Source organism: Proteiniclasticum ruminis, assembly GCF_900115135.1.
GTDB classification, from domain to species: domain Bacteria; phylum Bacillota; class Clostridia; order Clostridiales; family Clostridiaceae; genus Proteiniclasticum; species Proteiniclasticum ruminis_A.
In genome coordinates this window covers 1-12,178 of record NZ_FOVK01000019.1, presented here as the reverse complement: position 1 = coordinate 12,178, position 12,178 = coordinate 1, and the positions used below count along the sequence as shown (strand labels likewise).

Here is a 12,178-nt window from a genome sequence, read left to right as displayed (position 1 = left end):
CCAGGGGGGTACAAAATGAAAAAGTACGTTATCGCACTTGACCAAGGAACCACCAGTTCCAGAACCATCATCTTCGACAAAGAGCAGAACATCGTTGGCGTTGCTCAGAAGGAATTTACCCAGATTTATCCTAAGCAGGGTTGGGTAGAGCATAATCCAATGGAAATCTGGTCTTCACAGTATGGTGTCCTGAATGAAGCAATGGCTCAGGCTGGTATCAGAGCTGACGAAGTTGCTGCCATCGGTATCACAAACCAGAGAGAAACAACTGTGGTTTGGGACAAGAACACCGGAGTTCCTGTATACAATGCCATCGTATGGCAGTGTAGAAGAACCTCCAACATCTGCGATGAACTGAGAGCAAAAGAAGGAATGGCCGACTATGTAAGAGAAAACACCGGTCTACAGATCGATGCTTACTTCTCTGGAACAAAGATTAAGTGGATCCTTGACAACGTAGAAGGTGCTCGTGAAAAGGCTGAGGCTGGAGATCTTCTTTTCGGAACAGTTGACACATGGCTGCTCTGGAAACTTACAGAGGGAAGAGTTCATGCTACAGACTACACAAATGCATCCAGAACTATGGTTTATAATATCAAAGAACTGAAATGGGACGAGAAGCTTCTGGCTGAACTGAACATTCCAGCATCCATGCTTCCAGAAGTTAAGAAGTCTTCTGAAGTTTATGGCGAAACAAATATCAATGGAGTTATGATTCCGATTTCCGGTATCGCTGGTGACCAGCAGGCTGCTCTTTATGGCCAGACCTGTTTCTTACCTGGTGAAGCAAAGAACACATACGGAACAGGATGCTTCCTGCTTGTTAACATTGGCGAAGAAATGAAACTGTCCAACAATGGACTGGTTACTACCATCGCTGCTACATCCCATGACAAGGTTCAGTATGCTCTTGAAGGTTCCATCTTCGTTGGTGGCGCTGTAATTCAGTGGATCAGAGACGAACTGAAACTCATCTACGATTCAAAGGACTCCGAATACTTCGCTACAAAGGTGAAGGACAATGCAGGCGTTTATGTAGTTCCAGCGTTCGTTGGACTTGGCGCACCACATTGGGATCAGTATGCTAGAGGAGCAATCCTTGGACTCACAAGAGGAGCAAACAGATATCATATCATCAGAGCAGCTCTGGAAGCTATTGCTTATCAGACAAAGGACGTTCTGGTTGCTATGGAAAAAGATGCTGGCATCGAACTTCAGAACCTGAAGGTTGACGGCGGAGCTTCTGTAAATAACTTCCTGATGCAGTTCCAGGCTGACATTCTTGACAGATCCGTTCTTCGTCCAGTTATTGCTGAAACTACAGCTCTTGGTGCTGCATATCTTGCAGGTCTTGCTGTTGGATTCTGGGCTAATGAAGATGAAGTTAAGACCAAGTGGGCTGTTGATGGAGAATACAATCCTAAGATGGCTGGAGAAGACCGTGACGCTTTATATGCTGGATGGCAGAAAGCAGTTGGCAGAGCTCTGGATTGGGAAAACAAATAGGAAACAGATAACATCTGACATTAATCTTCTCACTATGCTGCTTGCGGCATAGTGAGAATGAATAATGACTCGAAGAAAGAACCATAGAATTCAGGCTTGGCGGATAAATGCCGTAAAAGCAGCAGATGAGAAAGGAGCATGAAGAGTATGATCGGTCTTATTCTAGTATCCCATAGTGAGAAAATCACCGATGGAATTAAAGACCTGGTGGTAGAAATGACGAAGGACGCAGTGCCTATAATTTCCTGTGGTGGGACCACCGATGGAAGACTTGGGACCAGCGCGGACAAGATTGTGGATGCCATCAATGAACTATCTGGATGCAATCGTATATTGATATTTACAGATATCGGAAGTTCAATCATGAGCTCGGAAATCGCACTGGATCTTGTAGATGAAGATCTCAAGGAAAAGTGCATTCTGGTAGATGCCCCTATCGTTGAAGGTGCATTTGTGGCAGGCGTGCAGTCCATGGTCAGTGATGATGTGGATGCTGTCCTCGGGGAAGTCCAATTGACCAAATTAAGCAAATTTTAGTTCATTGCAACTAAAAAACACAAAATGAGAGGAGATATACTATGAAATTTGTAAAGAGCACAGTAGGTTTTACCATTGCTGGTATGTTCGTTATGAGCATTTGGGGCGACTGGGCAGGAGCTTACGGAAATCTCGGTGGCTGGTTTGCAGCTGTAGCAATCATCGGACCAATGTGGTTCCTGAACCACTATATCGGACTTATTGACAATCCTGGAGACCATGCGTTTGTTGATATGGCTTGGGGTATTGCTTGGGTTGGTATCATGAGAGACGTATTTGGAACTGGCGACAACGGATTTGACTTAGGCAGACTCGTTAGCTCTCTTCCAACCATCGGTCTTCTCACAGTCGGTGCTTTATTAGCTGGTTTGGCTATTAACGCATTCAACAAAGCGAAGTAAGGGATAGGAGGTATAAATAATGGAACTAGGTAACATCATTACAACAATTGTAGGCGGATTTATGTTCCCATTCCTGATCGCCATGATGTGGGGAAAACTGGTTGAAGCCTTTGGCCCAATCGGTGGCTGGATGGCAGCTGCATTTATCGTTGGAACCATGTGGGCACTGAACCATGGTCTTGGAATGGTATATCAGTCAGGTACAGCTTGGATCGATATGGCTTGGGCGGCAGCTACAGGACTCTTCTTTGCAGACGTATTTGCTGGCAAGAAGATCAACGCAACTACTATCCTTGCTGGTATCCTTGGTGGTATCATCGGCGGATTCGTTCTTTCAAGCTTCCTATAGAATTTTTAATTGTCATTTATTGAGGATGCACGGAGTGCATCCTCTTTCATTTTTTATCGAAAGGTTCTCAGAGAGCGGCTATTTCGCTATAATAAGATAAGAAGAGATGAAATGAGGAAGAACTATGGATTTTGAACAGATGAACATACGCACAAAAAAGGAAGACAGTACAAAGGATGGGAAGGATCTTGCCTACCTTATGGAGAGGGCTGGAATGCAGTTTCGAGTGAAGGATGTGCTTTATAAAACACCTTTTGGACTTATGGAAGAAAGTGTATTTCAGGAGAAGATTGAAAGTGTGCTAAGAAGACAAGGATTTTCAGAGTACTATTCTTCAGGAACAGGAGATTTAAAGGGACTCATGGGTGCAGCACATCAGTATGCTTCAGACCGGGTGACATCTTACAAGGATCTTCCGTACCGGATGATGACCAAGGAGAATGCACAGCTACAGGATGGGCATTATGTGTCAATTTGGAAGAACAGGCATCAGAGAGTTCTTCTGGCCAGTGTTCTGGGGGAGGAGAAAACAGAATGTTTGCAGAGAGGGAAGGAAGTGTTATCCCTTCTTGAGATTCCATTTAGAGTAGAGGGCGACATGTTTTACTATGAACATGAGGAGGCGCCTCGTGTTTCTGTTTCACCAGAATCCCTAGAGAAAGAATATGGTCCCAGGGCTCACATCGAAGAAATACAGAGAAGAACCGTTGAAACTCCAGGTATAAAAACCGTGGAAGATCTGGTTCAATTTTTTCAGTGTCAGATGACAGATGTCCTGAAAACAATGCTCCTTACGGATGGAGATAAGGTATACGCAGTTCTTACCGAGGGGAACAAAGAGGTGGATCTAAAGAAGGTTGGACACGTGCTCTCTCTGAAAGAGGATAGTCTGAAGCCGCTCTCCAAAGAGAGGATTCTTGAACAGACTGGTGCAGAAGCTGGATTTGCAGGACCTGTTGGGCTCAAGGCGGATAAAATACTCATTGACCACTCAGTGAAAAAGGAAAAGGCGTATATCACTGGAGCCAATAGAACAGATCATCATATCCAGGGGGTATATTATGGCAGAGATTTTTCCGGGTACTTTTATCATCTCACTGAGAGCGAAGAATCATTCAAAGGGTGGCTGTTGGGCAGTGTAAAAGTTCATGATGAAAAGATCAGGGTGCAAAGCAAAGAAGGTGGATACAGCTATGAACCGCTCACCAGCTTATACCTGAATCTGGACAGGATGAATTATGCGCTGCTGGAGGAGTCTAAAGATGAAAAGGGGTTTGACTTATCCAAAGCCCAAGCGCCTTTCTCGCTGGTCATCACGCTCATAGACCCTAGAATAGATAAACCAAGGGAAAAAGCGGAAGAAATGTATGAAGAATTAAAACTGTGGGGTCTCCGTGTTCTGAAAGATTTCAGAAAAGACAGGCTGGGCAGTAAGTTCAGTGACTATGATCTCCTAGGTATCCCATATAGAATCCTTGTGGCTAAAGATGGAACCTTTGATGTGAAAGACAGAAATGGCAACATACTTGAGAAGGGGCTTCAGAATCTAGTGGAAATTAGGAACAATGAAGTGATAGAATAGTGAGTAATAAAGTAAGAAATACAGGAGGAAGGTCATGAAGGTTTATAATACCCTTACAAGACAAAAAGAAGAATTTGTGCCAATAGAAGAAGGGAAGGTCAGGATGTATGTCTGCGGACCTACCGTATACAATCTGTTCCATATTGGTAATGCAAGAACCTTCATCATCTTTGATACCATCAGGAAGTATCTGGAGTATAAAGGTTACGAAGTGAATTTTGTGCAGAATTTTACGGATATAGATGATAAGATGATCAAAAAAGCTCAAGATACGGATACTACGGTGAAAGAGCTTGGAGATCGTTATATCATGGAATATTACCAAGATGCGGACAAGCTTAAGATCAAACGTGCCACAGTAAATCCTCGTGCAACAGAGTATATTGAAGAGATGATTGCATTTATCTCTGAACTCATTGAGAAAGGGCTTGCTTATGAAGTGGATGGGGATGTATATTACTCCACCAAGAGCTTTGCTGGTTATGGAAAACTCTCTGGGCAGAACCTTGACGACTTGCAGTCGGGTTCCAGGGTCGAGGTGGATGAGCGGAAGAAAGATCCTATGGACTTTGCGCTATGGAAGAAAGTGAAGCCTTATGAACCATCATGGAAAAGTCCTTGGGGATTTGGAAGACCCGGCTGGCACATTGAGTGCTCCTGCATGGCGCTGAATCTTCTTGGTGAAACCATTGATATTCATGCGGGAGGAACGGATCTTATTTTCCCTCATCATGAGAATGAGATTGCTCAGAGTGAAGGACGATCAGGAAAAACCTTTGCCAAGTACTGGCTGCATGGTGCCTTTATTAATGTAGACAACCGAAAGATGAGCAAGTCACTGAATAATTTCTTCACCGCCCGTGAGATTCTTGAAAAGTATGATTCGGAAGTGATCAGACTCTTTATGATATCGGGACACTACAGAACCCAGATCAACTTCACCATTGAACTTCTGGATTCAGCAAAGGCAAGTCTTGAGAGGATGTATAATGGCCTCACAAGACTGAATGGATATCTCAGCATCGCATCCGAAGAAGTGCATCCAGAGGATGAAACTGTAAAAGCCTCACTTCTTTCCTATAAAGAGAGATTCGTAGAAAAGATGGATGATGACTTCAACACAGCAGATGCCATCTCCGTGATTTTTGAACTGATCCGTGATGTTAATATTAAGATTAACGAAAATTCTTCGAAGGCTTTGATCACTTTTGCGATGGAGCTCCTCAGAGATCTTGGGTCACCGCTTGGAATCCTACAGAATCCTGTGGGCGGCACACTGGAAGAAGAGATTGAAGCACTCATTGAAAAAAGGAACGAAGCCCGTAAAAATCGTGATTTTGCAACGGCTGACAAGATCAGAAATGATCTGGCGGCAGACGGGATTATCCTGGAAGATACCCCTTCAGGCGTCAGATGGAGCAGAAAGAATTAACAATTTGGTTTCAAAATGTGAGGTCGTGACAAAAATGTCATGACCTCATTTTTTGACAAAAGCAAGGTGAAAACCATTAGATATTGTACAATTTCGGTACGATATAGCGTTTCGTGTTTAATAATCGCACAATTTTTTAACGATTTTCGTAATTCATGGGCTTCATTCTAATTGTTTTCATTGTTAATTATGAAATAATTGTAAATGTAATAAGATTTATAAAAAGTATTGTCTGATGATTAACAATGTATTAGAATAGGGATGTAGTCAATACAACAATAAAACACACGGAGGGACAGGGGAAACATGAAAAAAATATTTGCATTAGTCTTATCATCTGTACTTGCACTATCTGTATTCGCAGGTTGCGCTAAAACTGAGGAACCAGCTGAAACACCAGCAGAGACTCCAGTTGAAACACCAGCTGAAGAGCCAGGCGAAGAAGAACCAGCTGAAGAAGCAGGTGCAATCGTTAAGGTAGGTCTTGGAATCAAGACAAGCATTGGTAAGTCCAAGGATCTTACTGATGGAGCTGCTACCGGTCAGGTAGATTCAGTTATCGTTGCTGCTGGTTTTGACAAAGACGGCAAGATCGTTAGCGTTACAATCGACACAGCACAGGATAAGGTTGGTTTTGACGGAGAAATGAAGCTTACATCTGACACAGCCGTTGAAGGCAAGTCCAAGCTTGAACTTGGAGATGCTTATGGCATGAAGGGTGCTTCAGGAATTGGCAAAGAATGGAACGAGCAGATCGAAGCATTCGGTGCTTGGATGATCGGCAAGACCGTTGAAGAAGTTAAGGCTCTTGAACTGGTTGATGACGTTACAACAAACGAAGAACTTACATCTTCTGTAACAATCAAGCTTGGTGGATACATTTCCGCTCTTGAAGAAGCTTATGCTAACGCTGTTGAAGTTGAAGGCGCTGAAAAGGTTGGTCTTGGAATTGTTACTTCTATCGCGAAGTCCAAGTCCATGGAAGGCGAAACAATGGCAGTTGCTCAGGTTGACACCACTGTTGTAGCTACAGCTCTTAAGGCTGACGGAGTCATTGCTGGTACAGTAATCGACGTTGCTCAGACTAAGGTTGAGTTTGACAAGGATGGTAAGGTAGCAAGCGACAAGGCAGCTGAAGTGAAGTCTAAGGCTGAACTTGGAGATGCTTATGGCATGAAGGGTGCTTCAGGCATTGGCAAGGAATGGTTTGAGCAGGCTCTGTCCCTTTCCGAATACATGGTTGGCAAGACAGTTGCTGATGTAACAGGAATGGAACTGGCTGAGAACGTACCAACTTCCGAAGATCTTACATCTTCTGTAACCATCAAGGTTAACGGATACCTGGCAGCTCTTGATAAAGCTGGTAAGAACGCTAGATAATTAGAACACTTTAAAACTCCTCCAGTTTCTGGAGGAGTTTTTTTGTGAAAGTTATTTTCACCATAATTATTTAAGGAAATCATTCGGGAAAATTCACCCCTCTATGGTATAATTTTCCGGTAAATGTAACTCTATACAAACTGAAAGATACCGGGAGGTTTCTATGAAGAAATTTATGAAAATCATCTCTTCACTTCTTCTTGCATCCGTCATCATCACTGGATGTCAGACAGCACCGAAGGAAGAAGTGAAGACCAAATATCAGGATACTTTTTTTGAGTATTTTGACACAGTGACCACAGTCATAGGGTATACCGACACCCAGGAAGAGTTTGATGCCTATTTTATAGAAATCAAGGAAGAGTTTAAAAGACTTCATGAGCTGTTCGATATCTACAATACCTATGAAGGTGTCAACAATCTGAAGACCATCAATGACCATGCGGGAAAAGAACCGGTGAAGGTGGATCAGACCATCATCGATCTTCTGAAGTTTTCCAAGGAGTGGTATGGAAAAACCAACGGCAAAGCAAACATCGCCATGGGAGCCGTGCTTCGGGTGTGGAGTGAGTACCGCGAAGTGGCCGAGTTTGATCCAAACCAGGCAGAACTTCCTCCAATGGATCTTCTAGAGGAAAAGAACGCACATACTGACATCGAAAAAGTGATTATTGATGAAGCGGCAGGTACCGTATATCTGGAGGATCCTCTGATGAGTCTGGATGTAGGCGCTGTAGCAAAAGGATATTCTGCGGAGTACGTTGCGGACAAGATGCGGGAAAAAGGCTTTACAAGCCTTATCATCAGCGCAGGCGGCAATGTGAAAGCTCTGGACAAACCTTTAGATGGAGTCAGAGACAGATGGGGCATCGGCATCCAGAATCCTGATGAGAATATTTTCACTGGTGCAGCCAGTCTGGATACTGTTTTTGCCAATAACATCGCAGTGGTCACCTCAGGCGATTACCAGAGGTTCTATGTGGTGGACGGCAAAAAGTATCATCATCTGATTGATGCGGCGACTCTGATGCCAGGAACACAGTTTAAAGCGGTGACGGTGGTTATGGAAGATTCTGGTCTTGCGGACTTTATGTCTACGACTTTATTCCTTTCCAGTCGGGAAGAAGGGGAGGAGATGCTGTCACAGATCGAGGGGGCTCACGCGCTCTGGGTTACCCACGACAATGAGATCATCTTATCTGATGGCTTCTCATCCATGCTGAAAAGTGGTGGCGCTTCTGGTGCAGATTAACAGATAAGTAGTTTCACCTTGAGTTTCAGGAAAAATAACTGAATTTATCTCTTTACTTTTGGAGATAAAACGAGTAGAATATTGTATGGCATATCCAAAAGATACAAAATACCGCGGCAAAGTATTTAAATTTTTGGAGGTAAACACAAATGGCAAAAATGATGGGACCACGTTTTAAGACAGCAAGAAGACTAGGTCTGAATGTTGTAGGTCACCCAAAGGCAATGAACAGAGCAAAGAGAGGAACATCCAGAGCAGACAAGAAGTTGTCTGAGTATGGCGTTCAGCTGCTTGAGAAGCAGAGACTTAGAACTTATTATGGCGTGCTTGAAAAGCAGTTCGTCAGATACGTAGATAAGGCAATGAAGAGCAAGGAGCAGACAGGTGCAATGCTTCTGAACCTTTTGGAGAAGAGACTGGACAATATGGCTTATAGAATGGGCTTTGCTTCTTCTATCAGACAGGCAAGACAGTTGGTTAGCCACGGACACTTACTGGTTAATGGAAAGAAGATCGACATCCCTTCCTATGGTCTTAGCGTAGGAGACGTTGTTGAGCTGAGAGAGAAGTCCAGAAAGACTGAAATGTTTGTTGAAAACTTCAACAACCTTTCCGCTTCACCACTGGGATATATCTCTAAGGATGTAGAGAACTTTAAGGCGACTCTGGTTAGAGAACCACAAAGAGAAGAACTGCCAATCGAAATCAATGAACAGTTGATCGTTGAGTACTACTCTAAGTAATCGGCATCACAAGGGGTCTGATACAATTCAGGCCCTTTTTTTCTACCATGAATTCATTTGTGAAATTGTGGATCATTTATAAAGGAGCTAGGAACGATATTATGGGAGAACGCATGATGCAGCAAATGCCTCTTACGGATGCTGGAGCAAGAAATTATAATCCTTTGTCACTGGCATTCATTGGAGACAGCATTTATGAAAACTATGTGCGAGAAAAGCTGATTCTGACACATCCGACCATGCTGCCGCGAGATCTTCATATAGAAGCCATCCAGTATGTGAAAGCTGCAAGCCAAAGCAGGATTATTACACAGCTAGAAGCGCAGCTGTCTGAAGAAGAGCACTATATATATAAAAGAGGAAGAAATACGAAATCCCATACCATCCCTAAGAATGCGGATGTTCTGGATTATAAAAGAGCCAGCGGTTTTGAAACGCTGATTGGGTATTTGTATCTCACAGGGAAAAAAGAAAGACTCGAGGAAATCATCATGTATTCCTTTGAAGTCATTGAAAGAGGAGAATCTCATGACGAAGAAAGATAATAAAAGAAGAATTGCTTTTGAATATGAAAAAGAGCAGGCAAAACGAACGAAGAAAGAACGTCCTCAGAGAGAAGTGCGAGAAGAAAAGGAAATCAATGAAAATGTGATTGAAGGAAGAAATCCTATTCTCGAAGCATTTGACAGTAAAATTACAGTGGAGAAGATACTGGTGTCCAAGGGAGATAACCAGGGTTCTATCATAAAAATCATGTCCATCGCAAAAGAAAGAGGGATTCCTGTCATCGAAGTGGATCGAAGAAAGCTGGACACAGTGGCCAACACGCCGCAGCATCAGGGAGTAGTCGCATATATCACGCCCTACAGATATGTGGAAGTTGCGGATATTCTTGCCATTGCGAAGGAGAAGGGTGAAAAGCCTTTTGTGATGATCCTGGATGAGATAGAAGATCCTCACAACCTGGGGTCCATCATCAGAACTGCTGAGCTTTGTGGCGTTCACGGAGTGATCATTCCGAAAAGAAGAAGTGTGGGTGTCAACAGTACAGTGTTCAAGACTTCAGCTGGTGCGGTGAATCATATGGCCATTTCCAAGGTGACAAATATCGCTAGAGTGATAGATGAACTGAAAGAAGAAGGCGTTTTTGTGTATGGAGCGGATATGAATGGTGATTCCAGAAGTCATGAAACGAATTTTTCTGGTGGTGTAGGACTGGTCATCGGAAATGAAGGAAAGGGTCTATCCAGACTGGTTCGTGAGAAATGTGACGGTATTGTTAGTATTCCTATGGTGGGGAAAGTGAACTCACTAAATGCTTCTGTGGCAGCAGGGATTCTAATGTACGAAGTGATGAAGTCCAGACTCTAATGCTTTCAATAACGAGGGATGGAGTAAGCAGTGGCAGAAATTATGCTGACAAGTGCTTCAAGGTGATGGAATAGATGAAAAGGGTGTATATTGACGGTTATAATGTGATCAATGCCTGGTCTGATCTCAAAGACCTTGATCTGGGAGCGGCCAGGGACAAACTTGTGGAATATATGATCAATTATGCGAGCTTCTATGGTGCGAAGGTGACCATTGTGTTTGATGCCCATCGGGTCTCGGGCAACAGCCAGCATAAAGAGTATCGGGCACCCATCGAGGTGGTCTACACGAAAGATAAAGAAACTGCAGACGCATATATTGAACGGGCAGTGGACGAACTGGGCAGAAAAGTGGAAGTGCTGGTGGTTACATCGGACAATCTGGAGCAACAGATTATTTTCGGCAGAGGAGCTCAGAGAATGAGTTCTATGGAGTTCAGAGTGTCTTTTGAAGCAGCAGAAAAGCACATCAGTGAGAAGACGGAAGCTCTTTCTGACCGGAAAGGCATGAAGCTTTTCGATCATATGGATGAGGAATCCAGAGAAAAACTGGAAAAATTACGTAGAAACGGCTGAAAGCTTGACTTTTAGCCGTTTTTGATTAATAATCTTAGTAAATTCAAGTGATAGCAGTTGTTTGCTTGATTTAATAGGAGGGAACGCTTTGATGTTGGACGATAAAAAGTACAAAAGCTTATCCGATGAAGAGATTGTTTTCCTCGCCCAAAATGGGGACAAGAGAGCTTCTGAGTTCATTACGGCCAAATACCTTCCTTATGTCAGGAACAAATCCAGAGCATACTTTCTGGTAGGCGGAGAAGTAGAGGACATCATGCAGGAAGGGCTCATTGGTCTTTATGAAGCAATTCAGGACTACAGCGACAGCAAACAGGCTTCTTTTAAAACATTTATGGACATCTGCGTAACGAGGCAGATTATGACTGCTCTAAAAGCGGCTTCCAGGCAGAAACATATTCCCCTCAATACCTATGTATCCCTCAATAAACCACTATTCCAGGAAGAGACGGACAGGAATTTCCAGGATACCCTCATCACTGAAAAAGTGGAGGATCCGGAGTCTTTATTCATTGATGTGGAGAAGACCATAGAAATCAATAAAGAAATCGAGAGATCTCTGTCAGAGTTTGAATATAAAGTTTTGAGACTTTATCTCCAAGGTGTCAGCTATGTGCGGATTGCAAAAGTCCTTGAGAAAGAAGAGAAAGCCATTGACAATGCCATCCAGAGAATCCGGAAAAAGCTCTCTAAAAACCTGATGGAAAGCACTTCCTGAGATTTTTCTGGAAAATAGTATTGACAGAATCGAGCCTTTTTAGTAATATTGATGAGGTGAGAGAAATGCCCATATAGCTCAGATGGTAGAGCGTCACCTTGGTAAGGTGGAGGTCAGCGGTTCGATTCCGCTTATGGGCTCCATTTATTCTTTTTATACATGAAACACCAGGCTCCGTTGTAGGGACTAGTCATGATAGAAAAAACGTATTATAATAATAAGGTAATGCTTATTCATTTAAGGAGGAAAGAAACATGGCAAAAGTAAAATTTGAGAGAAGCAAGCCACACGTAAATATCGGAACCATCGGTCACGTAGACCATGGTAAGACC

13 protein-coding genes and 1 tRNA gene are annotated in these 12,178 nt (G+C 43.2%); all 14 read left to right on the top strand.

The window, feature by feature from the left end; all coding sequences use genetic code 11:
* Nucleotides 1–15: 15 nt before the first annotated feature.
* The 14 genes from glpK (at nucleotide 16) to BM243_RS14015 (ending at nucleotide 11,989) form a co-directional block, all read left to right on the top strand.
* Nucleotides 16–1,506, top strand: coding sequence for a glycerol kinase GlpK (glpK, locus tag BM243_RS14080; protein ID WP_074913102.1), 1,491 nt, complete (start codon nucleotides 16–18; stop codon nucleotides 1,504–1,506).
* Nucleotides 1,507–1,644: 138 nt separating this feature from the next.
* On the top strand, nucleotides 1,645–2,043 hold the full coding sequence (gene dhaM, locus BM243_RS14075) for a dihydroxyacetone kinase phosphoryl donor subunit DhaM (RefSeq protein WP_242943574.1): 399 nt from the start codon (nucleotides 1,645–1,647) through the stop codon (nucleotides 2,041–2,043).
* A gap of 41 nt (nucleotides 2,044–2,084) precedes the next feature.
* The gene (locus BM243_RS14070; RefSeq protein ID WP_074913098.1) at nucleotides 2,085–2,444 is read left to right on the top strand and encodes a Lin0368 family putative glycerol transporter subunit; all 360 of its coding nucleotides are present in this window, start codon (nucleotides 2,085–2,087) and stop codon (nucleotides 2,442–2,444) included.
* 19 nt (nucleotides 2,445–2,463) lie between these two features.
* Nucleotides 2,464–2,793: a Lin0368 family putative glycerol transporter subunit gene (locus BM243_RS14065; protein ID WP_074913096.1), complete on the top strand. Its 330-nt coding sequence runs from the start codon at nucleotides 2,464–2,466 to the stop codon at nucleotides 2,791–2,793.
* A gap of 124 nt (nucleotides 2,794–2,917) precedes the next feature.
* On the top strand, nucleotides 2,918–4,375 hold the full coding sequence (locus BM243_RS14060) for a YbaK/EbsC family protein (protein WP_074913094.1): 1,458 nt from the start codon (nucleotides 2,918–2,920) through the stop codon (nucleotides 4,373–4,375).
* Between the two features lie 34 nt (nucleotides 4,376–4,409).
* On the top strand, nucleotides 4,410–5,807 hold the full coding sequence (gene cysS / locus BM243_RS14055) for a cysteine--tRNA ligase (protein WP_074913092.1): 1,398 nt from the start codon (nucleotides 4,410–4,412) through the stop codon (nucleotides 5,805–5,807).
* A gap of 306 nt (nucleotides 5,808–6,113) precedes the next feature.
* Nucleotides 6,114–7,187 (top strand): hypothetical protein, encoded by a 1,074-nt coding sequence (locus BM243_RS14050; RefSeq protein ID WP_074913090.1) that lies wholly within the window; start codon nucleotides 6,114–6,116, stop codon nucleotides 7,185–7,187.
* Between the two features lie 163 nt (nucleotides 7,188–7,350).
* A complete protein-coding gene (locus BM243_RS14045) occupies nucleotides 7,351–8,439 on the top strand; it encodes an FAD:protein FMN transferase (RefSeq protein ID WP_074913088.1) in 1,089 nt (362 codons plus the stop codon).
* 149 nt (nucleotides 8,440–8,588) lie between these two features.
* Nucleotides 8,589–9,182, top strand: coding sequence for a 30S ribosomal protein S4 (gene rpsD, locus BM243_RS14040; RefSeq protein ID WP_031577520.1), 594 nt, complete (start codon nucleotides 8,589–8,591; stop codon nucleotides 9,180–9,182).
* A 113-nt stretch (nucleotides 9,183–9,295) separates the two neighbouring features.
* Nucleotides 9,296–9,727 carry a Mini-ribonuclease 3 gene (locus BM243_RS14035; RefSeq protein ID WP_074913086.1) on the top strand — a complete coding sequence of 144 codons (432 nt, stop codon included), beginning with the start codon at nucleotides 9,296–9,298 and terminating at the stop codon, nucleotides 9,725–9,727.
* Nucleotides 9,711–10,553 (top strand): 23S rRNA (guanosine(2251)-2'-O)-methyltransferase RlmB, encoded by an 843-nt coding sequence (gene rlmB, locus BM243_RS14030; RefSeq protein WP_074913084.1) that lies wholly within the window; start codon nucleotides 9,711–9,713, stop codon nucleotides 10,551–10,553. The genes BM243_RS14035 and rlmB overlap by 17 nt, the downstream gene beginning before the upstream one ends.
* A 74-nt stretch (nucleotides 10,554–10,627) precedes the next feature.
* Entirely contained in the window at nucleotides 10,628–11,128 is a 501-nt protein-coding gene (locus BM243_RS14025) for an NYN domain-containing protein (RefSeq protein ID WP_074913082.1), read from the top strand.
* Between the two features lie 91 nt (nucleotides 11,129–11,219).
* On the top strand, nucleotides 11,220–11,846 hold the full coding sequence (gene sigH, locus BM243_RS14020) for an RNA polymerase sporulation sigma factor SigH (RefSeq protein ID WP_074913080.1): 627 nt from the start codon (nucleotides 11,220–11,222) through the stop codon (nucleotides 11,844–11,846).
* A gap of 67 nt (nucleotides 11,847–11,913) precedes the next feature.
* A tRNA-Thr gene (locus BM243_RS14015) sits at nucleotides 11,914–11,989 on the top strand.
* Nucleotides 11,990–12,178 lie beyond the last annotated feature (189 nt).